Source organism: Stenotrophomonas maltophilia (assembly GCF_006970445.1).
Taxonomy (GTDB): Bacteria; Pseudomonadota; Gammaproteobacteria; order Xanthomonadales; family Xanthomonadaceae; genus Stenotrophomonas; species Stenotrophomonas maltophilia_AU.
This window is the reverse complement of sequence record NZ_CP033877.1, coordinates 2,638,620-2,662,375: the sequence shown is the minus strand read 5'-3', so window position 1 is coordinate 2,662,375 and position 23,756 is coordinate 2,638,620. Positions and strand designations below refer to the sequence as shown.

18 protein-coding genes are annotated in these 23,756 nt (G+C 67.9%); 7 read left to right on the top strand and 11 right to left on the bottom strand.

Translation table 11 applies throughout. The annotated features are described in order from the left end of the window. Positions 1–10 precede the first annotated feature (10 nt). On the top strand, positions 11–1,297 hold the full coding sequence (gene ptsJ / locus EGM71_RS12225) for a transcriptional regulator PtsJ (RefSeq protein ID WP_188485147.1): 1,287 nt from the start codon (positions 11–13) through the stop codon (positions 1,295–1,297). Between the two features lie 102 nt (positions 1,298–1,399). Here the strand turns inward: ptsJ and EGM71_RS12220 are convergent, their stop codons facing one another. The 7 genes from EGM71_RS12220 to EGM71_RS12190 all read right to left on the bottom strand — a co-directional run bounded on the left by EGM71_RS12220 (position 1,400) and on the right by EGM71_RS12190 (position 10,133). Beyond that, complete coding sequence (locus EGM71_RS12220; protein WP_049443333.1) at positions 1,400–1,906, bottom strand: hypothetical protein; 507 nt, start codon at positions 1,904–1,906, stop codon at positions 1,400–1,402. An 81-nt stretch (positions 1,907–1,987) separates the two neighbouring features. Next, the gene (locus tag EGM71_RS12215; RefSeq protein ID WP_188485146.1) at positions 1,988–5,098 is read right to left on the bottom strand and encodes an error-prone DNA polymerase; all 3,111 of its coding nucleotides are present in this window, start codon (positions 5,096–5,098) and stop codon (positions 1,988–1,990) included. A gap of 6 nt (positions 5,099–5,104) precedes the next feature. Next, positions 5,105–6,514: a Y-family DNA polymerase gene (locus EGM71_RS12210; protein WP_188485145.1), complete on the bottom strand. Its 1,410-nt coding sequence runs from the start codon at positions 6,512–6,514 to the stop codon at positions 5,105–5,107. Between the two features lie 9 nt (positions 6,515–6,523). After that, positions 6,524–7,138: a translesion DNA synthesis-associated protein ImuA gene (gene imuA, locus EGM71_RS12205; RefSeq protein ID WP_125430412.1), complete on the bottom strand. Its 615-nt coding sequence runs from the start codon at positions 7,136–7,138 to the stop codon at positions 6,524–6,526. Positions 7,139–7,396: 258 nt separating this feature from the next. Beyond that, on the bottom strand, positions 7,397–8,404 hold the full coding sequence (locus tag EGM71_RS12200; protein WP_188485144.1) for a cyclase family protein: 1,008 nt from the start codon (positions 8,402–8,404) through the stop codon (positions 7,397–7,399). Between the two features lie 35 nt (positions 8,405–8,439). Continuing rightward, positions 8,440–9,090, bottom strand: coding sequence for a DsbA family oxidoreductase (locus EGM71_RS12195; protein WP_188485143.1), 651 nt, complete (start codon positions 9,088–9,090; stop codon positions 8,440–8,442). A 92-nt stretch (positions 9,091–9,182) separates the two neighbouring features. Next, on the bottom strand, positions 9,183–10,133 hold the full coding sequence (locus tag EGM71_RS12190) for a LysR family transcriptional regulator (protein WP_223224461.1): 951 nt from the start codon (positions 10,131–10,133) through the stop codon (positions 9,183–9,185). Between the two features lie 137 nt (positions 10,134–10,270). Between EGM71_RS12190 and EGM71_RS12185 the strand changes: the two genes are divergently transcribed. Then, positions 10,271–11,161, top strand: coding sequence for a sterol desaturase family protein (locus tag EGM71_RS12185; protein WP_188485142.1), 891 nt, complete (start codon positions 10,271–10,273; stop codon positions 11,159–11,161). Positions 11,162–11,170: 9 nt separating this feature from the next. On the opposite strand, the gene EGM71_RS12180 is transcribed toward EGM71_RS12185, so the two are convergent. Together EGM71_RS12180 and EGM71_RS12175 are read right to left on the bottom strand one after the other, a co-directional pair. Next, positions 11,171–11,875: an AraC family transcriptional regulator gene (locus EGM71_RS12180; protein WP_188485141.1), complete on the bottom strand. Its 705-nt coding sequence runs from the start codon at positions 11,873–11,875 to the stop codon at positions 11,171–11,173. 293 nt (positions 11,876–12,168) lie between these two features. After that, complete coding sequence (locus EGM71_RS12175) at positions 12,169–12,603, bottom strand: VOC family protein (protein WP_021204492.1); 435 nt, start codon at positions 12,601–12,603, stop codon at positions 12,169–12,171. A 337-nt stretch (positions 12,604–12,940) separates the two neighbouring features. Between EGM71_RS12175 and EGM71_RS12170 the strand changes: the two genes are divergently transcribed. Continuing rightward, positions 12,941–15,736, top strand: a complete 2,796-nt coding sequence (locus EGM71_RS12170; protein ID WP_188485140.1) for a beta-glucosidase family protein — start codon at positions 12,941–12,943, stop codon at positions 15,734–15,736. 100 nt (positions 15,737–15,836) lie between these two features. Here EGM71_RS12170 and EGM71_RS12165 read toward each other — a convergent pair whose 3' ends face one another. Continuing rightward, positions 15,837–16,733 carry a LysR family transcriptional regulator gene (locus EGM71_RS12165; protein WP_188485139.1) on the bottom strand — a complete coding sequence of 299 codons (897 nt, stop codon included), beginning with the start codon at positions 16,731–16,733 and terminating at the stop codon, positions 15,837–15,839. Positions 16,734–16,838: 105 nt separating this feature from the next. Between EGM71_RS12165 and EGM71_RS12160 the strand changes: the two genes are divergently transcribed. From EGM71_RS12160 to EGM71_RS12145, 4 genes are all read left to right on the top strand, one after another. Beyond that, a complete protein-coding gene (locus EGM71_RS12160) occupies positions 16,839–18,197 on the top strand; it encodes an MFS transporter (protein ID WP_188485138.1) in 1,359 nt (452 codons plus the stop codon). After that, on the top strand, positions 18,197–18,583 hold the full coding sequence (locus EGM71_RS12155; RefSeq protein ID WP_188485137.1) for a DUF4440 domain-containing protein: 387 nt from the start codon (positions 18,197–18,199) through the stop codon (positions 18,581–18,583). Before EGM71_RS12160 ends, EGM71_RS12155 begins: the two co-directional genes overlap by 1 nt. 152 nt (positions 18,584–18,735) lie before the next feature. Then, positions 18,736–20,646 (top strand): CocE/NonD family hydrolase, encoded by a 1,911-nt coding sequence (locus EGM71_RS12150; protein ID WP_188485136.1) that lies wholly within the window; start codon positions 18,736–18,738, stop codon positions 20,644–20,646. A 99-nt stretch (positions 20,647–20,745) separates the two neighbouring features. Continuing rightward, positions 20,746–22,620: a hypothetical protein gene (locus EGM71_RS12145; RefSeq protein ID WP_223224459.1), complete on the top strand. Its 1,875-nt coding sequence runs from the start codon at positions 20,746–20,748 to the stop codon at positions 22,618–22,620. A gap of 43 nt (positions 22,621–22,663) precedes the next feature. Here EGM71_RS12145 and EGM71_RS12140 read toward each other — a convergent pair whose 3' ends face one another. Continuing rightward, the gene (locus tag EGM71_RS12140; protein WP_188485135.1) at positions 22,664–23,617 is read right to left on the bottom strand and encodes a helix-turn-helix transcriptional regulator; all 954 of its coding nucleotides are present in this window, start codon (positions 23,615–23,617) and stop codon (positions 22,664–22,666) included. Positions 23,618–23,756: the final 139 nt, after the last annotated feature.

Below are 23,756 nucleotides of genomic sequence, written 5' to 3'. Positions count from 1 at the left end.
ATAGGACAAAATGAAAATCACCGGGCACAGCGCCGAGTCGATCTTCGACAGCATCCGCGATGGCATCGGCAAGGGTCGCCTGCCGGCCGGCAGCGTGCTGCCGCCGGTGCGTGAGCTGGCCGAGCAGCTGGGTGTGAACCGCAACACCGTGGCTGCGGCCTACAAGCGACTGGATGCGGCCGGCCTGGCCAGCACGGCGGGCCGTCGTGGCACCGTGGTGCGTGGCCTGCCGCCGACGCTGGCACGCGAGGGCAGCACGCCGGGGCTGGCGCTGCAGGACCTGGCCGGTGGCAACCCGGATCCGCGCCTGCTGCCGAACCTGCGCCTGGCCCCGGCGGCGCCACGGTTGTATGGCGTAGGCACGGTCGACCCGAGGTTGCAGACGCTGGCACGCGCCTCGCTGGATGCGGACTGCCCCGAGGGCTACGCGCTGGAGCTGACCCATGGCGCGGTCGATGGCATCGAGCGCCTGTTGGCGGCATGGCTGCTGCCGGGTGATCGCATTGCGGTGGAGGATCCATGCTTCCTCGGCAGCCTCAATGTGCTCAATGCCGTGGGCCACGCGCCATTGCCGGTGGCTGTGGATGCGCATGGTATGCAGGTCGAATCGCTGCGGCAGGCGCTGGAGGCCGGTGCACGCGCGGTGCTGCTGACCCCGCGTGCGCACAACCCGACCGGGGCCAGCCTGGATGCGAAGCGGGCACGGGCGTTGCGCCAGCTGCTGGCGGCCTACCCGCAGGTGGCGGTGCTGGTCGACGATCATTACGCGCTGCTTTCGCAGCAGGCCTACCACTCGGTACTGCCGCTGGATGGCCGGCGCTGGGCGCTGTTGCGCTCATTGTCCAAACCGCTCGGCCCGGACCTGCGCCTGGCCTGGCTGGGCTGTGATGAAGAGACCGCGATGCGGCTGCGGTTGCGGTTGGCGTCCGGCACCGGTTGGGTCAGTCATCTGCTGCAGGATGCCGCCACCTCGGTGCTGGCATCGGCGACGCAGCGGGCGAAGATCGCCTCGGCAGGCGAGTGTTACCAGCAGCGCCTGCAGTCGCTGCAGGAACTGCTGCGCGTGCGTGGCGTGCCGACGCCGTTGCCGATGGAGGGATTGAACCTGTGGCTGCCGTTGCCGGCCGACAGCCATCCGCAGGTGCTGGCGCTGGCTGCGCGCGGATGGCATGTGCGTGCTGGCGAAGTGTTCGCGGTGGCTGCACCGGGGCATGGCCTGCGCATCACCTGCGCGGCGCTGGGCGCGGCGCAGCTGCGGCAGCTGGCCGATGACCTGGCGGCGGTGTGCGGTCTGTAGCGTCGAGCCATGCTCGACTTTGCTTCGCCTTTGTAGAGCCGAGCCATGCTCGGCTGCTGTTGGTAGAAGCAGTCGAGCATGGCTCGACGCTACAAAAGCAGATCAGGGCGCAGCGTTGGCGCCGGGGCGCACGTAGTAGGACTGGCCGCTGTCATCGACGAACATCAGTTCCGGCTTGCCCTGCCAGGAGGTGAGCATGGCGCCGGTGTTGTTCTGGTGCTTGACCATCAGGCTGGCGCCGCGGTCCGGGTTGGCCACCACCTTGAATACTTCCGTGGTGCCATTGGCATCATCCAGGGTCAGCACGGCTTCACCGCCGCGATCGCTGGTGCCATAGCCCCCGCGTTCGGAGCCATCCGGGCCGAGCAGGATCAGGCCGGACAGGGCGGTGGCGCGCGGCCCCTGGGTACGGCCCCGGCTGAGTGGATCGGGCACCGGCGCGCCGAGGATCACCCGGGGTTGGCCAGTGCCGTCGTGGATGATCAGCCCGCGCGCTTCGATGATGCGCTGTGGCGATTGGCTGCGATGCAGGCTCCAGGCGGTCCAGCCGGAAACCAGCAGGGCGAGTATGGAGACCACCAGCGTGGTCAGCAGCAGTGCACGGGGCATCGTGTCGTCCTTCCTTGGATGCAGCGACGATAGCGGATGCGGGCGACCGATGGCCAGTTCGTTGTGTGACGCTGTGTATCGTCAATGGAAATCGCGGCTGTGGCTGCGCAGCCCCTGCAGCAGTTCATCCAGGCAGTGCATGCGTTGCACGATGACATGCTGCACGCCATCGACGCGTTCCAGGCGGCCGTCGATCTGCATCAGCTGGGTGTCGACCAGTACCCGGTGCTGGCGATCGGCCAGGTGCCGCCAGACCACGGCGTTGACCATGCCGGTCTCATCTTCGAGGGTGAGGAAGGTAACGCCGCTGGCGGTCTGCGGGCGCTGGCGCATGCGGACCAGGCCGGCGATGCGCACGCGACGGCCATGGCCATGGCCCGCCAGCTGCGCGGCATCCAGGCAGCCACGGCTGCGCAGCTGCGTGCGCAGGAACGAGACCGGGTGCCGGCCGAGGGTGGTGCCGGTGCTGCGGTAGTCGGCCTGCATGTCTTCCCAGGCGCTGGGCAGGGGCAGTGGCACGCGGGCTTCGGCGGTGGCGCGGGCCTGGTCGAACAGCGGCAGACGGCTCTCCACGCCGGAGATATCCCAGCGTGCACGATGGCGATGGCCGCTAAGCCCACGCAGCGCACCGGCATCGGCCAGCAGGCCCTGCTGGCGGCGGTCCAGTGCGGTGCGCTGGCACAGGTCGCCGACATCGTCGAACGGGCGACGCTCACGTTCGCGCATGATGGCCTGCACGGCCGCTTCGTTGCAGCCTTCGATCAGGCGCAGGCCGAGCCGGATCGCCGCCGGCCCCTTGCGGAAATCCAGCGTGCAGTCCCAGTCGCTGTGGCGCACGTCCACCGGCAGCACGCCGATGCCATGCCGGCGTGCGTCCTGCAGCAGCTGGTCGGGGCTGTAGAAACCCAGCGGCTGGCTGTTGATCAGGCTGGCAGTGAACGCCGCCGGGTGATGGCACTTCAGCCAGCAGCTGGCATAGGTCAGCAGGGCGAAGCTGGCGGCGTGGCTTTCCGGGAAGCCGTAATCGCCGAAGCCCTTGATCTGCTCGAACAGGTGCTCGCCGTACTCGCGGCTGAAGCCGTTCTTCAGCATGCCGGACAGCAGCTTTTCGCGGTGCGGCTCCAGGCCTCCACGGCGCTTCCAGGCCGCCATCGAGCGGCGCAGGGCATCGGCCTCGCCCGGGGTGTAGCCGGCCGCATCCACCGCCAGCTGCATCACCTGTTCCTGGAACAGCGGCACGCCCAGGGTACGCGCGAACACGCGCTCCAGCTGCGGCGGGTACAGCGGCTCATCGAGGGTGTCCAGCGCCTGCGGGCCTTGCTCGCGCAGCAGCCGGCGCCGCTCCAGGTAGGGGTGCACCATGTCGCCCTGGATCGGGCCGGGGCGCACGATCGCCACTTCGATCACCAGGTCGTAGAAATTACGCGGCTGCATGCGCGGCAGCATCGCCATCTGTGCGCGCGACTCGATCTGGAACACGCCGATGGTGTCGGCGGCGCTGATCATGTCGTAGGTGGGGGTGTCTTCGTCGGGGATCGCATCCATGCGCCCGCTGTGCAGGCCATGCTGCTGCAGCATCGCCAGGCACTTGCGGATGGCGGTGAGCATGCCCAGCGCCAGGCAGTCGACTTTCATCAGGCCGGTGGCATCGAGATCGTCCTTGTCCCATTGGATGACGGTGCGGTCGGCCATCGCCGCGTTCTCCACCGGCACCAGGGTCGACAGTGGATGCTCTGAAATCACGAAACCGCCCGGGTGCTGCGACAGGTGGCGCGGGAAGTCGATCAGCTCGGCGGTCAGCGCCAGCAGCCGCTGCATCAAGGGCGTGTCCGGGTCGAAACCGCGCTCGCGCAGGGTCTCCGGCAGTGGTACGTGGCCGCCCCAGTGGTCCATCGCCGCGCCCAGTTCGTTGACCTGGTCCATCGGCAGGCCGAGTGCACGGGCCACGTCGCGGATCGCGCTGCGGCCACGGTAACTGATCGCCACCGCGGTCAGGGCGGCGCGCTCGCGGCCATAGCGCTTGAACACGTACTGCAGTACTTCTTCGCGGCGCTCGTGCTCGAAATCGATGTCGATATCCGGTGGTTCGTCGCGCTCGGCGGAGATGAAGCGCTCGAACAGCAGATTGCTGCGTGCCGGGTCGATCTCGGTCACGCCCAGCACGAAGCACACCGCAGAATTGGCCGCCGAGCCACGGCCCTGGCAGAGGATGTTTTGACTGCGCGCGAAGCGCACGATGTCCTGCACGGTGAGGAAGTACGAGGCGTAGTTCTTCTGCCTGATCAATGCCAGTTCGTGCTCGATCTGCCTGCGTTGTGCCGGTTCGATGCCGCCTTTCCAGCGCCACGGGATGCCACGCTCGACCAGCACGCGCAGCCAGCTGTCCGGATCGTGGCCCTCCGGCACCAGCTCGCGTGGATAGGTGTACTGCAGCTGTTCCAGGGTGAAGTGGCAGCGCTCGGCGATGCGCAGGGTCTCGGCCAGCAGGGCGGACGGATACAGCTGGGCCAGCGCGGTGCGCGGGCGCAGGTGGCGCTCGCCGTTGGGAAACAGGCGCCAGCCGGCTTCGGCCACGCTGCAACGGTGGCGGATCGCGGTCAGTGTGTCCTGCAGGGCGCGGCGGCGCCGCACATGCATGTGCACATCGCCACTGGCGACCAGCGGCAGGCGGTGGCGTTCGCCGAAGGCCTGCAGCTGCTGCAGGCGGCGTGCATCGTCGTGCTCGTGATGCAGCTCCACCGCCAGCCACAGCCGATCATCGAAGCCGGCGCGCAGCAGTTCCAGATCGGTGGCGGCCGGTTGCCGGTCCAGCCACAGGCACAGCAGGCCGTCGGGCAGGCCGAGCAGGTCCTCGCGCAGGCAGCGGTACTCGCCCTTGGCCGCGCGTCGCCGGCAGGTGGTGATCAACTGGCACAGCCCGGTGTAGGCGGCCTGGTCGGTGCACAGCAGGGCCAGCTTCGGCCCGTCCTCGACCTGGAATTCGGCACCGACGATCAGTGCTACGCCATGCGTCTTCGCCGCCTGCCAGGCGCGCACGATGCCGGCCAGCGAGCATTCGTCGGTGATCGCCAATGCGCGGTAGCCCTGGCCGGCGGCGCGCGCGAACAGTTCTTCGGCAATCGAAGCACCGCGCTGGAAGCTGAAGGCCGACAGGCAGTGCAGTTCGGCGTAGCCGGGCAGTTCGCTGTGCATGGCGGCTCAGCCGAACCAGCCGTGCAGCATCCACGGTGCATGCAGGTCGTTGCGCGCGCGGAAGGCCCAACCGCGCTGGCCGTGAGCAGTTTCCACCACGTAGTAGTCGCGGCGCGCGTCGGCCTGGTCCCACCAACCCGATTCGATCCGCTCCGGCCCGGCGACGATGCGCAGGCGCGGGTCACGCAGCGGTTGCGGGGTGTCCAGCAGCCAACCGGGGCGCAGTGGCCAGTATGCCGGTGGCTTGGCCGCAGGCTGGGTGCCGCTGGCACGCTCGGGGCGGTGGTCGGCCTGCACGGCCAGCGGTTGCACGGCGTCATCGCCCAGCCGCGCGCGCAGGCGCTCGCGCAGCTGGTTCCAGGGCATCGCCTGTGCCGGCCGGGTATCGAACAGGTCACGCGCGGCGGGCACGAACGGTGGCAGTTGCTCGGCCTGCAGGCGCAGTGCGCGGCTGCCGGCGGGCAGGGCGAACGCTTCCATGCGGTTGCGTGCGATCTCGAACAGCAGTGCGGGATCGCGTTCGGGCGCCAGCAGGCCAATGGTCAGCACGCTGGCCGGTAGCAGGTCATGTTCGAAATGCAGGTCGAAGCGCTGTACGCCGCCATCGCGCGAACACAGGAAGGCCGCCAGGTCCAGCAGCAGGCGGCGCAGCGGAAACAGCAGGGCCTGGCTGGATTCGATCTCGTATTCGAATTCGATGCGCGCATCGAAACGGTCCGGTGGCTGGTAATAGCGCAGTGGCGCGGTGGGCAGGCCGCGCAGTGCGTCCAGCTGCTGCAGTACCTCCGGTGCGAAGCGCCGGGCCAGGCTGTCGCGCGGCAGCTCGAGTACCGCGCCCAGCGTGCGCAGGCCGGAACGGCCGAGCACGGTCACCGCATCGCTGGGCAGGCCACAGCGAGGCAAGGGAAGCTGTGCCAGCGCCGCCGGCAGCTGCTGTGCATCGATGCCGAGGCCATCGTGGACGTTGGCCAGCACGCGCGCGGCATGCGCGGTGGGTGCGGCCACCAGGCGGTGGCGGAAACCGAGTTCATGCAGTTCGTTGCGCAGCCGCTGCTCGATCGTCAGCCAGTCACCGAACAGGGCGCGGCTGGCACCAATCTCCAATACCAGCGCATGCGGGAAATCGAGGCTGACCTGCGAGCTGTAGGCGTATGCCCAGCTGGCCAGCAGCTGCCGGGTGCGCAGTTCGGTGCCGGGGTCATACTCGTGCAGTTGCAGGTCCTGCACCAGTACCTGTGCAGCCGACAGCAGCATGCCCGGGCGCAGCCCTGCTGCGCGTGCGGACGGGCTGACCGCGCGCAGCACGCGACGCTGCGCCGGCCCCTGCAGCAGCACCAGCGGCCGCTGCGGGTCCGGCTGCAGGCGCAGCACGCTGTCCAGCGCCAGCTGCGGCAACAACAGGCAGGCCCAGTGCATGGCGCGGCCTCAGTGAGCGATGGCCAGTGGCAACGGCTGCGCTGGCGGCAGGCCGCCACGGCACTTCAGCACCCGCACCTGGCCGTGGTCGAGCTGCAGGCGCAGGCTGGCCGGGGAAGGATTGCGTGCTGCCTGCGCCTCGCGGAACACGAAGCCCAGGCACTGGCCGCTGTCGGCCGCTACCTGCAGGCGGCGCAGGGCGCGGTCGTCGGCCTGGTGTGGCCAGCACAGCACCGCGGCACAGGCCGCAGAGCGCAGGCATTGTTCGGTTGCCCACAGCGCCTGCTTCGGCGCAGCGTGGATGATCTGCAGCTGGGCCAGGTCCAGCCCGGCCGCGGCCCAGGCCGGGGCATGCGGTCGATAGGGCGGGGCAACCAGCACGATCGGGCGGTCGCGCTGGCTCAGCCTGGCCAGTGCAGGCCAGACCAGCGCCAGTTCGCCCACGCCCGGCGCCGCCTGCAGTACCTCGCACAGCCCGCTGGCCGGCCAGCCGCCGCCAGGCAGGCGTGCGTCCAGCGCCGGGTGGCCGCTGGCCAGGTGATCGCTGGCCGGCCCCTGGCGGGCCGGGCCGCGCCATAGCTGGCGCCCGTCCAGCAGCCGGTCGAGGGCAACGACGGCCCCCATCAGCGGGTCCTCCAAGGGAGGCGCCAGACGGGCTGGAAGCGGCAGGAATGGGCGGAAACGGCGGGCATGGCGCGAGTATCGACGGGCCGGTATCAGGGGCTGAGACCGGACATGCTACTCGCGTTGTAAGTAGAATTACTAATGAAATCGGAGAGTCGGGTTTCAGGTTGCTGAAGGGGTAAAGGAGTGCCGACCAAGGTCGGCACCCACCCGGCATGGGATGGAATGCCGACCCAGGCCGGCACCCACAGGCCCCGGTTACGGGCGGACCGGCAGCGCGACCGGGCGCAGCGGCGCGGCATCGCCACCGCGGATCTTCAGCGGGCCGCCAATGAAAGCGAACTCGTAGACCTTGTCGCGGGCCAGTTCGTCCAGCGCCACCAGCTCGATGATCGGCGCGCCCTGCTGGGCCAGCAGGTAGGTGTGCAGCGGCACGTAGTCGTCGGACACTTCCGAGGGGAAGGTCTCGAAGCTCAGGTTGTCGGCGCCGACGATCATCGCGCCGCTGTCCTCAACCAGGAAGCGCGCCGCGTCCAGGCCCATGCCCGGCGGGTTGGCCATGTACGCCTTGGGCTGTTCGAACAGACGCATGCGGCCGGTGCGGATCAGCACGACGTCGCCCTGCTGCAGCTTCACCTTCTGGCGTGCCAGTGCATCCTTCAGGTCCTGGCGGGTGACGCGGTAGCTGTCCGGCAGCATGTCCACGCCCTTGGCGCCGGCCACGTCGATCAGCACGCCACGCGCGATCAGCGGCGGGAATTTCTCGATGCCGGTGACATTCCAGCCGCGGTCGCCGAGGTGCTTGTCGGCCTCGAAGCCGTTCCAGATCTTTCCGTGGATGCCGAAGTGGTTCAGCGCATCGATGTGGGTGCCGGTGTGGCTGTACATCGAGAACGCGGTGCCGGTGTAGCTGCGGGTGAGGTTCATGGTTTCGCCCACGCCCATCGGATCATCCATCACCGTGCCGCGCGGGGTGTGGGTCATCCAGAACTGGTAGTGCGGGTCGCCGGCATCCTGCCAGCTGGGCATGCCGACGTAGTATTCGGTGGCCAGGTCATAGGCCTTGCCGCCGCTGACCCGCGACAGGATCGCCGCACGCGAGGCTTCGGTGATCAGGTTGAGGCGGCCGATCTCGTCCTTCGGCCCCCAGGGGCTGGTGCCGACCTGCTGGCCGGAGGGAACGCGTTCGTGCGCGGACACGGTGGTGGATGCGGCGGTGCCGGCCAGCAGCAGGGCCAGCGCGGTGGCCAGGGTACGTGGGGTCATGGGGAATCTCCTTGCAGGGTGGGGGACGGTGCGGCTCAGGCCGCGACCAGGGGCGCCAGGGCCTGGCGCAGTTGCGGCAGCGGCAGGGTCTGCAGGTGCAGGCCGTTGCCGCCGATCACGGTGGGAATGGAGCGGATGCCGAGGGCAGCGGCTTCGGCACGATCGGCCTGCACGCGCTGGCGCACTGCCTCGCTGCGCATGTGGTCAGCGAAGGCGCCACGTGGATGGCCCAGCGATTCGGCGATATCCAGCAGGACTTCGGCATCGCCGATGTTGCGGTGCTGGTGCAGGTGCGCCCATTGCACCGCGTCGAACATCTCGCCATGGGCGTCATTGCCGCCGATCAGCCCTGCGGTCTGGCAGGCCAGTGCGCCGAGCCAGCCGGACGGATACTCGAAGTCCTGTGCGCGCATGCCTTCGATATCGATGCGCGCGGTGTCTTCATGCGCGGCGCAGTCGGTCCAGTGGCGCAGGATGATCGCCTTGGCGCGCTCCATCGAGCCGAACACCTCGACCATCTGCGCGCGCGAGTCCTGCAGCACGAAGCTGCGGTGGCGCACCTGGATGCCGAGTTCGGCGGAGACCTGCTGCAGGCGCGGGGCCAGTACGAAGCACCAGCCACAGACCACGTCGTGGAAGAAATCGACCACCGGCGCAGCGGTGGCGGGGGAAGGAACGGAAGACATCTGCCTGCCATCGGTGAGAGGGGAGGCGGCAGGTTAGGCAGTGCGGCGTGGCCGAAACAGCACGCCGCGGGCAGCTCAGTTTTCGCTGGCGGTTACGAATCCAGGCCGGCGCAGCCGGGCAGCTCGGCGTGCAGGAAATCGATGAAGGCACGCACCTTGGGCTGCAGGTGGCGCGACGTGGGATAGACCGCATGCACGAAGCGCGGCGGATAGCGGTGGTCGGGCAGCACCTGCTGCAGTTCGCCACGGGCCAGCGCCGGTGCCGCCAGGAACGAGGGCAGGGCACCGATGCCCATGCCGGCCACCAGCAGGTCGCGCAGCAGCAGGCTGTTGTTGACGGTGACACGCGCCGGCAGGGTGATCGTTACCTGCCCATCGGGGCCGAGCAGCGGCCAGCTGCCGGGCGAGTCGGACAGGCTGTAGGCCAGCACGCTGTGCGCCTGCAGATCGTCCACCGCCTGCGGTGCCGGATGCTGCCGCAGGTAGGACGGCGTCGCGCACAGCACCTGCTGCAGCGAGGCCAGCCGGCGTGCCACCAGGCGTGAATCATCCAGTTCGGCACGCAGCCGCAGCGACACATCGAAACCTTCGCCGACTGCATCGAGCAGGCGGTCTTCCATCACCAGGTCCAGTGACAGCTGCGGATGCTGCTGCAGGAAGCGTGGCAACAGCGGTGACAGCGTGCTCAGCGCGAACGACTGCGGCGCATTCACGCGCAGGCGCCCGGCCACGTCGCCGCGCTGTTCGGCAATGCCGCGTTCCAGCGCCTCCAGTTCGTCGAGCAGGCGGCAGCATTCGCGGTAATAGGCGTGGCCGGTCTCGGTCAGGCTCATGCGCCGCGTGGTCCGCTGCAGCAGCACCACGCCGAGGTGCGCTTCCAGCGTGCGCAGCTGCTTGCTCAGGCCGGCGGGCGACATGCCCAGGTCTTCGGCAGCGCGGGCCAGCCCGCCGCGTTCGACGATGCGGCGGAAGGCACGCATCAGGTTGAAGGAGTCCATGCCGGTCCCGGGCGCGATGAGGGCGCCATTGTAGATCCAGGCCATGCGTGATGCGTGGATGTGGGAAACGCGATGCCGACCAAGGTCCGCGTCTACCAGGTGCGCGCGGGTTGCGCCGTTTGTTCAAGCCCGTAACCCGCATGCCACGCCAGCATGCAGGCCCCTCACTTCCCGGGTTGCCCATGAAACACTGGATCCTCCGCCTGTATGCCCCGCTGTTCCTGCTGGGTTTCGTTGTCGCTGCCGTCGTCTGGATCGGCCACTGCCACGGTGACCCGCTATGGTTGCTGGCCTTGCTGGCGATCGCCATCGCGGTCTCGTTCGCCGCCGAGCGCGCGTGGCCCTACGACCCTGTGTTCAACCACGACCACGGCGACAGCCTGCGTGACGCCCTGCATGCACTGGTGAACGAAAGCCTGAACCTGCTGTCGATCGCGGCGGTGCCGCTGCTGGCGGCAATCATTCCATGGCAGGCTTGGCCGCTGCAGTGGCCATTCGCGCTGCAGGTGCTGCTGGCCATCGTCTGCGCCGACCTGGGTATCACTCTGGTGCACTACGCCAGCCATCGCATCGGCTGGTTGTGGCGCCTGCATGCGGTGCATCACAGCGTCACCCGCATGTACGGCTTCAACGGCCTGATGAAACACCCGTTGCACCAGGCGGCCGAAGCGGTGGGTGGCGTACTGCCGCTGCTGCTGTTGGGCCTGCCGATGCCGGTGGCCGCGGTGCTGGCGTTCGCCATTGCGATCCAGCTGTTGCTGCAGCATTCCAACGTGGACATGCGCCCGGGTGTGCTGGGCCGGGTGATGGCCTGGGCGCCGCTGCACCGCTTCCACCACATGCGTTACGGCACCGCCGGCGACGTCAACTTCGGCCTGTTCCTGACCATCTGGGATCATCTGCTGGGGACCGCCTTCGATGCGCCGGACTATCGGCTGCAGCAACGCGACCTTGGCATCGGCAGCCAACCGGACTATCCGCGCGATTATCCGGGGCAGCTGCTGGCGCCGTTCCGCGAACTGCCGCATGGCGAGGTGCCGGAGCTGCCTGCAGGCCTGCGCAGGCGCGAATGATCGAACATGTCAGGCCGCGTGCAGCTGCAGGCCCTGCAGCTGCGCGGCACCGATGCCGAACATGCGGCGCAGGCTGCGCGACAGATGGGCCAGGTCGGCGAATCCGGCGGCATGCGCGCTGTCGGTCAGGTTGTGCCCGCGCAGATGATGCATGAGCGCGCGGCGCAGCCGCTGCCACAGCACCCAGCCGCGCAGGGTCACTGCCAGCTCGGACTGGAAACGCCGGTGCAGCTGGCTGGTCGACAGGTGCGCCGCCTCGGCGATGTCGGCGGCCGGCACCGGGCCGGGCAGGTGCTGGGCGATACGGGCCAACGCCGCCTGCACGCGGCGATCCAGCGGCTGCGGGCGGCTCAGCCGTGGCAGCCAGTCGCGCAGCTTCAGCGCGTTGCCCGGCAGCGCGTGCAGATGCTGCTGGATCTGGGTGGGATCGGCATGGGCCGGCTCAAGGAACACCGTGCAGCCCGCTTCCGGCGCCGACAGGATCGCGTGCGTCTGGAAGGAGGGCAGCCACAACCGTTGGCCCTGCTGCCGTATGCCATCGATCTCGACGTGCCAGGGCGTACGGTCGCTCAGCAGCAGTTGATGGGCGTAGTGCGCATGTGCGGCGCTGTCACCGGCATGACCGTGAAGCACGGCGGCGTGCGCATCCAGCAGCAACGTGCCATTCCAGGGCAGGGCGAGGGAGGACATGGAGGGATTGTAGATCCACGCCATGCGTGGATGAATCTACATCGAAATCGATTAATTCGACGATTGATCGAAGAGCATCCACGCATGGCGTGGATCTACTGCAGATTGCGGCGAATTGTCGAAGGCGGGGTGGGTCCGGTTGCGGGGGCGTGAGCCGCATGGATGCGGCGACCGAGGCTACATGGACGTACTTGCGCCGTCCCCCGCAACCGGACCCACCCCGCCTGCCTGCAGGAACCCAGCTGTTGCTGTTGCTCTGGCTGTTGACGTTGATGTTGCCTCGGCGGGTGCCGGGCGCAGCCCGGCCGCGCGCGCCCTCAGCGCCCGTGCGGGTCGGGCCGGTGATGCACGTACTCGACCACGGTGCCATCGGGATGCACCGCATTGAACGCCGCCCCGGTCGGGACCACCTGCAGCGGAAAGATGATCTCGGCGCCGGCGGCGACCAGCTTGTCGTGATAGGGCCGGACGTCATCGACCAGCAGCGTCCCCGTGGTCGAGGTGAACGGTGCCAGCGCCGCCTCGCTGCCCTCGATCAGCAGGAAGGCCCCGACCATGGCCAGGCGCAGCCCGGCTTCCGGGAACGGGAAGCCCGCATCGGCCACCACACCCTGCAACTGCTCATAGAACGCCACGCTGCGCTCCAGCTCACCCGGGGCCACGAATACCCGGATCAACACGCGCGGCGCGCGCTGGCTGGACGTATCGCAGCGGTCACGCCAGAGATGGTCGAAGTCGCGGTGGACGGTCATGGGCTCGGTTCGTGGCCAGGGATCTCCATTATCGGCAGCCCCGCGCGGCGCACTGATGACCGCCGGTGATGGCCTGATAACCGCTGGCCGGGTTGCCTCTGTGACTTAGGTCCTGTTGACAGGTGTGAACGCCCTCGCACAATCTTCACATGATTGGGTCGCCCTGCGCGGCCCGGGCAGGCAGGTTGTCACGCCGGGAGGAGGGTCCCGCGCGCAGACCGGCCCGTCCTTCGGCCTGCGGGACGTTGCCTGGCAACCCCTGCGCGGCATGAACGCTGCACCCTTCGGCGGCACTTTCCCTGGACCGATTGCCTTGGCAACGGAATTACGCCTGCCGATGAAAACGTTTACAAAGCCGCTCGCCCTGTCCCTGTCTCTGTCTGCTGCACTGGCCGCCCCGGCCTGGGCCGACCCCGCCGCGTTCACCGTGCTGACCCTGGAACAGGCGCCGGATGCTGCAGCGATGCCGGCCCTCGCTGCCCAGCTGAAGACCCTGCAGGTGGACGCGGTCAGTGTGCGCCAGGTGCAGCGCGGCATCGGTCAGATCGACCCGCTGCAGGTGCTGGCCGACGGCCTGGGCTACGAGTACCGCTTCATTGCTGCCGGCAAGGATGATGGCCAGACCCAGCGCGGCCAGGCCGTGCTGACCCGGCTGCCGATCGCCGCTGAGTCCGGTCCGGACCAGCCCGGCCTGAATTACCTGCGCCTGGACGACGGCCGCCACACCGTGGCGGTCTATACCGATGCCGGCGCAGGTGCCGCGCAGCTGCCGGCGCTGGTCACCCGTTCGCGGCTGGGCGCACCGGCGGTGCTGCTTGGCGCAGTGGCCGGTGAATCGGCCAAGGCCGCAGGCTTCGATCCGGCGCGTGTCGCGCTGGAAGCGGATGCCAGCTATTTCAGCGACGGCTTCCAGGCTGCCAGCAGCGCGCCGTTCAAGGTGGCGGGCAGCACGCTGCGCGCCACGTTGCTGACCCTGGCCTATGCCGCCGACAAGCACGGCGACACGCCCTGGATGGACACCACCCTCAACGCCGATGCACGCGCTGCGCTGCTGCTGAAGGCGATGACCGAGGATGAGAAGTTCCAGATGCTGCACAGCTACTTCGGGCTGGGCAAGGACGGTGGCCCGTTGCCGGAAGGCGCGGTCGGTTCGGCCGGTTTCGTGCCGGGCGTGGCACGGCTGGGCATTCCGTCGCAGCAGTCGGCTGATGCCGGCGTCGGCGTGACCAATCCGGGTGGCATCCGCCCGGGTGATTTCGCCACGGCGATGCCGTCGGGCCCGTCCACCGCATCGAGCTGGAACCGTGAAGTCGCCTTCGCCGGTGGCGCGACCATGGGCCGCGAGGCATGGCAGCAGCGCTTCAACATCCTGCTGTCGGGCAGCGTCAACCTGCAGCGCGACCCGCGCAACGGCCGCAACTTCGAATATGCCGGTGAAGATCCGCTGCTGGCCGGCTCGATGGTTGGCGCGCTGATCCAGGGCGTGCAGAGCCAGCACGTGATCTCCTCGATGAAGCACTTCGCGCTGAACGACATGGAGACCCGTCGCAACTTCCACGACGTGCGCATCGGCGAACAGGCCATGCACGAGTCGGACCTGCTGGCCTTCGAGATCGCGCTGGAAGCTGGCCGCCCGGGCGTGGCGATGTGCTCGTACAACAAGATCAACGGCACCTACGGCTGCGAGAACGGCTACCTGATGAACCAGGTGCTGAAGCAGGAATGGAAGTTCCCCGGTTTCGTGATGTCCGACTGGGGTGGCGTGCACAGTGGCTCGAAGGCGGCGCTGGCCGGCCTGGACCAGCAGTCGGCGGGTGAAGTGTTCGACGCGGCGGTGTTCTTTGACGAGCCGCTGCGCCTGGCCGTGCATGGCGGCGTGGTGCCGCAGGCGCGCCTGAACGACATGGTGGCGCGCATCCTGCGCACGATGTTCCTGCACGGCAATTTCGACAACCCTCCGCAGCACCAGAAGGTGGATGCCGAGGCCGGCTTCGCCGTTGCCCAGCGCACGGTGGAAGAGGGCAGCGTGCTGCTGCGCAATGAAGGCAACCTGTTGCCGCTGGCTGACAGCGTGAAGCGCATCGTCATCATCGGTGGCCATGCCGACAAGGGCGTGATCGGTGGTGGTGGTTCGTCGATGGTGGGCGTGACTGCCAAGGGTACCAACGCGGTGCCGGGCGTGCTGCCGACCACCTGGCCGGGCCCGGTGATCTTCCACCCGTCCTCGCCGCTGGAATCGCTGCGTGCAGCGCGCCCGGACGCGACCATCGAGTATGTGGACGGCACCAATGCTGCCGCTGCTGCCAAGGCCGCCGCGCAGGCCGACGTGGCCATCGTGTTCGCCACGCAGTGGGCTGCCGAATCGGTGGACCTGCCGGACATGCAGCTGCCGGACAACCAGGACGCACTGATCTCGGCGGTGGCCAAGGCCAACCCGAAGACCGTGCTGGTACTGGAAACCAACGGCCCGGTGCGTACGCCGTGGCTGGCGCAGGTGCCGGCGATGCTGCAGGCCTGGTACCCGGGCATCCGCGGTGGCGAAGGCATTGCCGCGCTGCTGACCGGCCAGGTCAATCCGTCCGGCCGCCTGCCGGTGACCTGGGTGGTGGACGAATCGCAGTTGCCGCGCCCGCACATCGACGGCCTCGGCTTCAAGCCGGCCAAGCCGTTCGGTGATGTGTTCGATTTCGATATCGAAGGCGCCAACGTCGGCTACAAGTGGATGGCGGCCAAGGGCCTGACCCCGACCTTCGCCTTCGGCCACGGCCTGTCCTACACCTCGTTCACCTATGAAAACATGAAGGTGAGCGTGGAGGGTTCGCGCCTGGTCGCCAGCGTGGACATCCGCAACACCGGCAAGCGCGCCGGTGCCGATGTGGCCCAGCTGTACCTGAAGCTGCCGGCCGGCAGCACCACGCCGATCCGCCTGATCGGCTATGACAAGGTGAACCTGCAGCCGGGCGAACAGCGCCGCATCCGCATCGAAGCAGAGCCGAAGACCCTGGCCCACTACGATGCACAGGCCCGCCAGTGGAAGATCGACGGTGGCACCTACCAGGTGCAGCTGTCGCGCAATGCCGCTGAACCGTTGCAGAGCGTGGACGTGCAGCTGGTGGAGCAGGTGTTGCGCTGATGCCTGAAGACACGGCCCGCACAGGGCCGTGTCTGAAAAAGGGGACGGAGGGGATTAAGTCGTTTATGCATAAACGACTTAATCCCCTCCGTCCCCTTTTTCATGTGGCGAACCGGTCGCGCAGGAAATCGATCAGCTGCCGCACCTTCGGTGAGGGCTGCGTGCTGTGCGGGTAAACCGCGTACACACTCTGCTGCGGAAACAGGTGCTGGCGCAGCACTGGGCGCAGGCGATCCTGGGCCAGGTCGTCCTCGATCAGCCAGCGTGGCAGCACGGTGACCCCGGCGCCGGCCAAGGCGAACGCGCGCAGGCTGCTGGCACCATCCACGCGCACCACCGCGTTGCCCGGGTTGGTGGCAAACAGGGCGTCGCTGCCATCCGGTGCCACCACCGGAACATCGGCCAGGCGCGGGTAGCCCAGGCGGGGCAGGGTTCCCAGCAGTACAGGATCATCGGCTGCCTCGGCAGAGGGCAGGCGCGCCAGCAGGGACGGAGCCGCCACCGCGCACAGTGGGTGGCGCTCCAGTTCATTGGCGTGCAGGCCCGAGTCCGGCAGGCGGCCGAGGCGGATCGCCAGGTCGAAGCGTTCGGGAATCAGGTCGGCCGGTGCCGGTGAGGTCGACAGGTGCAGCTGCAAGGCCGGATGCCGGGCACGGAACGCCTCCAGCGCCGTGATCAGGCGCAGCTGTGCGTACTCCGGTGTGGTCGTCAGGCGCAGCACGCCCTGCAACTGGTGCTGGTCGCGGCGCGCGGCATCGATCGCTGCCTGTGCGGCATCCAGCGCCTGCACGCAGTGCTGCAGGAACTGCTCGCCGGCCTCGGTCAGGGCCAGGTGGCGGGTACTGCGCAGCAGCAGGGTCACGCCCAGCTCCTGCTCCAGCCGCTTCAGGTTGAAGCTGACCACCGCACGACTCAGGCCGAGCCGATCGGCCGCTGCGGTCAGGCTGCCGGCCTCGACCACGGCACGGAAGATATCGAAGCGATCGAGGCTGACCATGGCGATTCATTGTCAAAACAGGTTTGACAGTGTTGCAGCTGTCGTCGTGTTTTTCCAGCAAGGCCCGGGCGGCATGCTGGCGGTCTCTCTGCTGGAGCAACGCCGATGCCGTCCCCCCGCCTGCGCCATGAGGTGATCTTCCTGCTGGTGTTCGCCCTGGATCTGGTCAACATGTTCATCGCCACGGTGGCCTATCCGGCATTGGCAGCGGAGCTGCACGCCGATATCAGCACCCTGGCCTGGGTCGGCACGGCCTACATGCTGGGCCTGAGCGTGGTGATTCCGTTGGCGCCCTGGCTGGCTGCGCGCTGCGGCGAGCGTCGCTTGCTGCTGGTGGCGTTGCTGTTGTTCGCGGTTGCCGCTGCGCTGGCAGGCGCCGCACCGGGGATCGGCTGGCTGCTCGGCTGGCGCCTGCTGCAGGGGTTGGCTGGCGGCCTGCTGATTCCCGTGGCACAGGCTGCGGCGTACCGGCAATGCACGCCCGACCAGCGTGGCGCGCTGACCCGCCGCATCCTGCTGGTGGCCCTGCTGGTGCCGGCACTGGCGCCGGCGCTGGGCGGGCTGTTGGTGCAGTGGTTGTCCTGGCGCGGCGTGCTCTGGGCCAGCCTGCCGTTGGCGGTGATGGCAATCGGCCTGGTGCTGGCCTGGATGCCGGCCGATGGCGCGCGCAGTGCGCCGCGACTACAGGCCTATGCGCTGTCTACCGCGATGCTGGCGCTGGGCGCGTTGCTGTTGGCGCTGACCTGGCTGGGCGAGTCTGGACATCGCGGTGCCGGTGCCGTGTTGCTGCTGGTCGCGCTGCTGCTGGCGGCGGCCCACCTGCGGCATGCACGTCGGCAGGTGCAGCCACTGCTGCGCTGGTCGCTCCTGTCCCACCGTGGGCTGAGGCTGGCAATGCTGGTGTATCTGGCAGTGCCGGGCGTATTCATCGGCAGTCAGTTGGTCAGTACCCTGCAGCTGCACCAGGCCGGTTACAGCGCTGCACGCATCGGCGCGTTGATGCTGCCGTGGGCGCTGGCCTCGGCCATCGCGATCACGGCCAGCAAACGCCTGCTGGTCCGCCTGGGTCCGGCCATGGTACTGCGCGCCGGCATGCTGCTGCAGGCCAGCGGCCTGCTGCTGATGGCGCTGCTGCCGCAGCCGGCCTTCGCGTTGGCCGGGCTGTTGTTCGCGCTGATGGGCGCCGGCGGCAGTCTGTGCAGCAGTACCGCGCAGACACTGGCCTTCCATGGTGTGGAAGGTGAGGCGCTGGGTGATGCCAGCGCTCTCTGGAACCTCAATCGCCAGCTCAGCTTCTGCCTGGGCACCGCGGCCATCGCGCTGCTGCTGGCACTGGCCATGCAATGGCTGCCGGCCCATGCCACCGGCGTGGCGCTGGGGCTGGCCGCCGCACTGACCCTGCTGCCGATGGCGCTGCTGTGTCGGCCGCAACAGCTTTCCTTTCCGCAACCCGAGAATGCCTGATGGATACCACTGCAGAACATGAAATCCACCACCTGCACGACAAACTGCAGGCCTGGTTCCGTGCCGACGTCGGCGCCGACGCGCTGGATGATCTGATGGCGCATTTCTGCGCGGACTTCAGCATGGTCGGCATCGCCGGGCGCCGGTTGGATCGGCAGGCTGTGCAGGTGCTGTTCGAGGGCGGCCATGGCGCGCGTCCGGGCCTGCTGATTTCCATCGAGGCCGTGCAGGCGGTGGCGGCGCCGTTGCCGCTGGCGGTGCTGCGCTATCGCGAAGGGCATTCGGTGGGCGAAGGGACGGTTGCCTGGCGGGAATCGTTGGCCGTGCTGCGGCAGGAAGAGGGCCGTTGGCGCTGGCTGGCGCTGCATGAAGTAGCGGCAGCCTGATCGGTCGTGCCGGTCGCCGGCGAGCGCAGCGGCACCGCAGGCACATGTGCCATCAGTCCTGCCTGCACCCACCGCAGAATGCAAAGCCTGCACACACTTCACGGCTCGGGGCAGGAGTAGGCTTGAGGCTTTCCTGCCGGGAGGGGTTATCCATGCGTGTGCGTGCCGTTGCTGTTGCCATCGCCCTTTGCCTGTCCAGCACCGTGCTGGCCGCCGATACCCCGCCGATGACCCCGGACATCAGCGGCAAACCCTTCGTTGCCCCCGATGTCGGTCGTGACTACGACAAGCGCGTGGTGATGGTGCCGATGCGTGATGGCACCAAGCTGTATACGGTGATCGTGGTGCCCAAGGGCGCCCGCAACGCCCCGATCCTGCTGACCCGCACCCCTTACGATGCCGCCGGCCGCGCCAGCCGCAGTGATTCACCGCGCATGCGCGACCTGCTGCCGCAGGGCGATGAGGTGTTCGTCGACGGCGGTTACATCCGCGTGTTCCAGGATATCCGTGGCAAGTACGACTCCGAAGGCGATTACGTGATGACCCGGCCGCTGCGCGGGCCATTGAACAATACCAAGGTGGATCACTCTACCGACACCTGGGACACCATCGACTGGCTGGTGAAGAACGTGCCGGAGAGCAATGGCAAGGTCGGCATGCTCGGTTCGTCGTACGAGGGCTTCACCGTGGTGATGGCACTGACCGACCCGCATCCGGCGCTGAAAGTGGCTGCGCCGCAGAGCCCGATGGTCGATGGCTGGATGGGCGACGACTGGCTCAACTACGGGGCGTTCCGCCAGGTCAACTTCAACTATTTCGCGATGCAGACCGAGAAGCGCGGCAAGGGTACGCCGCTGCCCAGTCTCGGCTACGACGACTACAGCACTTTTCTGCGGATCGGTTCGGCTGGCGACTACGCGCGTTTCACCGGCGTGGACCAGCTGACCTGGTGGAAGAAGCTGGTCGAGCATCCGGCTTATGACGCCTTCTGGCAGGGCCAGGCGCTGGATGCGGTGATGGCAAAGACACCGCTGAAGGTGCCGACCATGTGGCTGCAGGGCCTGTGGGACCAGGAGGACATGTGGGGTGCCAACCACGCCTACCAGGCGATGGAAGGGCGCGACAGTGGCAACAACCGCAATTACCTGGTGATGGGGCCGTGGCGGCACAGCCAGGTGAACTACAGCGGCAGCGAACTGGGTGCGCTGAAGTTCGATGGCGATACCGCGCTGCAGTTCCGCCGCGACGTGCTCAAGCCGTTCTTCGACCAGTACCTGGTGGACGGTGCGCCGAAGGCCGACACGCCGCCGGTGCTGATCTACAACACTGGCGAAAACCACTGGGACCGCTTGAAGGGTTGGCCGCGCAGCTGCGACAAGGGCTGTGCCGCCAGCAGCAAGCCGCTGTACCTGCGCGCCGGCGGCAAGCTGGCATTCCAGGCGCCGGCGGCGGGCGAGGGCGACTTCGAGGAATACGTGTCCGACCCGGCCAAGCCGGTGCCGTTCGTGCCGCGCCCGGTCCGCTTCGGTGACCGCGACATGTGGACCACCTGGCTGGTCAAGGACCAGCGCTTCGTCGATGGCCGCCCGGACGTGCTGACCTTCATCACCGAACCGCTGACCGCGCCGTTGCGCATCGGCGGCGCGCCGGTGGTGCACCTGCAGGCCTCGACCAGTGGCACCGACAGCGACTGGGTGGTGAAGCTGATCGACGTGTATCCGGACCAGGAAGCGTCGACGCCGGAGATGGGGGGCTACGAGCTGCCGGTGTCACTGGCGATCTTCCGAGGTCGCTACCGCGAAAGCTTCAGCGATCCGAAGCCGCTGGCCGCCAACCAGGTGCTGCCGTACCGCTTCGACCTGCCCAACGCCAACCACACTTTCCAGAAGGGCCACCGAGTGATGGTGCAGGTGCAGTCCAGCCTGTTCCCGCTGTACGACCGCAACCCGCAGACTTACGTGCCGAACATCTACCTGGCCAAGCCGGGCGATTACCAGAAGGCCACGCAGCGCGTCTGGCACAGCGCCGCGCAGGCCAGCTACGTCGATCTGCCGGTGTATTGAGGCACCGTCGACTGCGGCTCGCACAGGGCGGGCCGCAGCCGCATTGCATCGCCCCACGTCATCGCATAGCGTGCATCCCTGCTCTGGATGGTGTGCATGATGAAAAGGATGTTGCTCTGCTGTGTGATGCTGGCGACGGGACCGGCGATGGCCGATACAGGTGCCTTCGCCGTTCGGGCGGACGGGTTCCAGGGGGAGGCGTTGGTCAGTACCGATGGCTCCCTGCGGGTAGCCCCCGATGGTGCGAGCCTCGTCCCGCTGGCGCCGGGTCGCTGGTACCGCAGCGATTGGTACAGCCAGGCGAGCAACGGCCGGGCGCCGCGTTCGCAGTGGTTTGATGATCAGGGTCACCTGCTTCATGAGTTTGCCGGCCGTGTCCACTATGACGATCGCCTGCAAGGCAGTGAGAGGCTCTGGCGTGTCGAGATGCGCGATGCACAGGAGCGCTACCTCGGTACCGGCCTGGCCGATGCACAGGGCAGGGTACACTTCGCACCGATCCTTGAGTCCGGTGAGTGGCGCCTGCTGTCTCCGGATCGGGTGGTCTGGCAGGGCCGCGATGGTGGTACTCGATTCTTCAGCCTGGACGGTCGCGAGGTGCTGCGGATCGACGGGCCGGAGATCTGGGTGGGAGGACCGTTCACCGAACGGCAGGTCTATGTGATCTGTGCCGATCATGGGACGGAACCCTGCCGCATACAGGATGAAACGGGCACCGTATTGCTGAGCGGCGACTTCGACGAAGCGCGGCCTGCGGGTGACAATGGCTGGTGGCTGCGTCGCATGGATACCTGGATGCGGGCTGATGCAGCGGGCGCACGCGTCGACTCTGCGCTGTATCAAGGTCCTGCACTGTGGCCTCACTATCGTCTCAGCGCTCGACCCGACGATGACCGCACTGTTCCCCTGGGGGCAAGGCGGTATGCCAGAGGCCTCGACAGCGATACGCCGGAACGGGGCTGGTTGCTGGAGGGTGGGCGTTTTGTCGCGCTGCCCATACGAACCAACAGTGTGATCGTGGACTACTGTCCAGGGCGCTGGCTGCTGCGCGGCGAAGACGGCGATGAGGTGATCGTGGACGCGCAGGCCCGTGTGGTCGGCAAGGCGCGGTCGTTGAGTTTCAATAGGCATCAAGCATTGCCCTGGCGACTCCGCAATGCCGATGGAGGCGCTGGCGCCGCCATTCTCGACTGCGATGGCAGGGTGCTGTTCGAACAGGCCGGTGTGACCGACTATCGTGCGGCGGCGAGCGGCGTGATGGGAACGCTGGCAGGCGAGCAGGGCCCACGGCTATGGCTGGGTGCGGACCTGAAGCCGCATCTGATGCCACAGGGGCTGCGGCTGCATGAAGACCGCATCGCGCCGCCACTGCTGGTGCTGGAGGATGCAGAAGGACACTCCCACCTCTACAACATCACGCTCGGCAAGGTGGTGGCGCCAGCGTTTGGATCGGTCGAGGCGCTAGCGACCGATCACATGATCTTCCTGCGTGACGGGCGCTACGGAATGATGCTGGCCGATGGGCGCGAGGTACTGCCGCCAGACCATGCGGAGATCCTGCCGTTGTCGAACGATCGCGTCTGGACGCGGCAGTATGTCGGCCATGATGAGGCGTGGCAGACCCGGATCACGCTGTACGACGGCGACCAGAACGTGCTGGCGCAGCGTACGTCCGAGTCGGGCGGCGTAAAACCGGTCCCGGTGCAGGACGGCGGTGACCGCGTTCCAGGCATGGTCGAGGTCAGCTTCGAGTACACCGACGCCGAGCGCCATGCCTACCGACTGCGGCAGTGGCTGGATCGGGATGGCGTGGTACGGGCCAGCGCGGTGCACTGCACTCCGCAGGAAGGTGCCGCAGGCGAAGGGCAGGGCGTGCTGCTGGGGCAGGGGTGGCGCGTGGACAGTAATCCGAAACAGCCCTGCCAGCTGCCTGCAGGGGTGATGCAGGCGCTGCAGGGCAGGGGCCTGCATTAGCATCCGCAGCGGCGTCGGCAGAGCCCCCGCTGCCGCCGGCTGTTCACCCCACTTTCGAGGGGCCGGTGCGCCAGCGGCTGGGGACCAGGCCAAAACGCTTGCGGAACGCGGCGGCGAAGTTGCTGGGGTGTCGGTAGCCACTGGCGGCAGCGGCCTGTTCAACCGTCCAGCCGTCCTCGCGCAGGCCCTGTTCGGCGTGGCGCATGCGCTGCTCGTGCAGGTAGTCGAACACCGAGCTTCCATACTGCTGGGCAAAATGGCGGCGCAATGAGCTGGGGCTCATGCAGGCCAGTCGGGCCAGCTCGACCAGGCTGTGGGCATGGCTGGGGTCGTCATGCAGGTAGCTGCGCACCCGTTCCAGGCGCTCGCGCTGGCCGGCGCGCAGCGTGCGCACCGGGTCGGTCTGCAGATCCTCGGCCTGCAGGCCCAGGGCCAGCAGCTGCAGGGCCACGCCCTCGCGCCACAGGGCATCGATGCCGTCCTGCCACGGGCTGTCGAACAACTGGCCCAGCACCGGCAGCATGGCGTGCGGAATGGCCCAGTGGCGGCATTCCAGATGCGTGCCAAGCGCATTTTCCAGTTGTGGCATCTGGAAAACATCCGCATCGATGCCACCCGGCACGATCACGCTGACTCCGCGCAGGCGCGTTTCGCCGGGGTGCGCGCCGGTCATCTCGATCTGGTCGCGATGGTGGGCGGTCATCGCGGTGCCGGCACGCAAGGTGAATCCTCCACGTCGCGGGATACGCACGTCGACCTGGCCCTGCAGCATCACGCGGATGGCGAGCCCGGGGCGTTGCTGTGCGGTAGCCACATAGGGGAACCGGTTATGCACGTCGGAGGCGATCAGGCTCATGCCACCGCGCATGAACTGTTCGTTGACTTCGCCGCGACCAGCCCACTGGTCGTCGCGCAGGTGTTCCGGATCAGCGCGGTAATCGAAGCCATGGCGTTGGCCGAAACGGCGGTAATCGGCAAAGGTGAAGTATCGGGACATCGCTCGGCACGTGCAGGAGGGGGAGGCGCTGGCGGCCATTTGCCCCTATGCAACCGCGTCGCGGGCATTCTGGAGGGCCAGGAGGCGCCAGGTTGGATGGAATGTGTCGAAGAATCTGGAAACGTTTCCCATTGTCGCT

Bases quoted from the DNA above. Each gene is read 5' to 3' on its own strand.
- EGM71_RS12210 (WP_188485145.1), bottom strand. From the start codon at position 6,514: ATGCACTGGGCCTGCCTGTTGTTGCCGCAGCTGGCGCTGGACAGCGTG.
- EGM71_RS12215 (WP_188485146.1), bottom strand. From the start codon at position 5,098: ATGCACAGCGAACTGCCCGGCTACGCCGAACTGCACTGCCTGTCGGCC.
- EGM71_RS12200 (WP_188485144.1), bottom strand. From the start codon at position 8,404: ATGACCCCACGTACCCTGGCCACCGCGCTGGCCCTGCTGCTGGCCGGC.
- EGM71_RS12195 (WP_188485143.1), bottom strand. From the start codon at position 9,090: ATGTCTTCCGTTCCTTCCCCCGCCACCGCTGCGCCGGTGGTCGATTTC.
- EGM71_RS12160 (WP_188485138.1), top strand. From the start codon at position 16,839: ATGCCGTCCCCCCGCCTGCGCCATGAGGTGATCTTCCTGCTGGTGTTC.
- EGM71_RS12170 (WP_188485140.1), top strand. From the start codon at position 12,941: ATGAAAACGTTTACAAAGCCGCTCGCCCTGTCCCTGTCTCTGTCTGCT.
- EGM71_RS12220 (WP_049443333.1), bottom strand. From the start codon at position 1,906: ATGCCCCGTGCACTGCTGCTGACCACGCTGGTGGTCTCCATACTCGCC.
- imuA (WP_125430412.1), bottom strand. From the start codon at position 7,138: ATGGGGGCCGTCGTTGCCCTCGACCGGCTGCTGGACGGGCGCCAGCTA.
- EGM71_RS12155 (WP_188485137.1), top strand. From the start codon at position 18,197: ATGGATACCACTGCAGAACATGAAATCCACCACCTGCACGACAAACTG.
- EGM71_RS12165 (WP_188485139.1), bottom strand. From the start codon at position 16,733: ATGGTCAGCCTCGATCGCTTCGATATCTTCCGTGCCGTGGTCGAGGCC.
- EGM71_RS12185 (WP_188485142.1), top strand. From the start codon at position 10,271: ATGAAACACTGGATCCTCCGCCTGTATGCCCCGCTGTTCCTGCTGGGT.
- EGM71_RS12175 (WP_021204492.1), bottom strand. From the start codon at position 12,603: ATGACCGTCCACCGCGACTTCGACCATCTCTGGCGTGACCGCTGCGAT.
- EGM71_RS12140 (WP_188485135.1), bottom strand. From the start codon at position 23,617: ATGTCCCGATACTTCACCTTTGCCGATTACCGCCGTTTCGGCCAACGC.
- EGM71_RS12190 (WP_223224461.1), bottom strand. From the start codon at position 10,133: ATGGCCTGGATCTACAATGGCGCCCTCATCGCGCCCGGGACCGGCATG.
- EGM71_RS12145 (WP_223224459.1), top strand. From the start codon at position 20,746: ATGAAAAGGATGTTGCTCTGCTGTGTGATGCTGGCGACGGGACCGGCG.
- EGM71_RS12180 (WP_188485141.1), bottom strand. From the start codon at position 11,875: ATGGCGTGGATCTACAATCCCTCCATGTCCTCCCTCGCCCTGCCCTGG.
- EGM71_RS12150 (WP_188485136.1), top strand. From the start codon at position 18,736: ATGCGTGTGCGTGCCGTTGCTGTTGCCATCGCCCTTTGCCTGTCCAGC.
- ptsJ (WP_188485147.1), top strand. From the start codon at position 11: ATGAAAATCACCGGGCACAGCGCCGAGTCGATCTTCGACAGCATCCGC.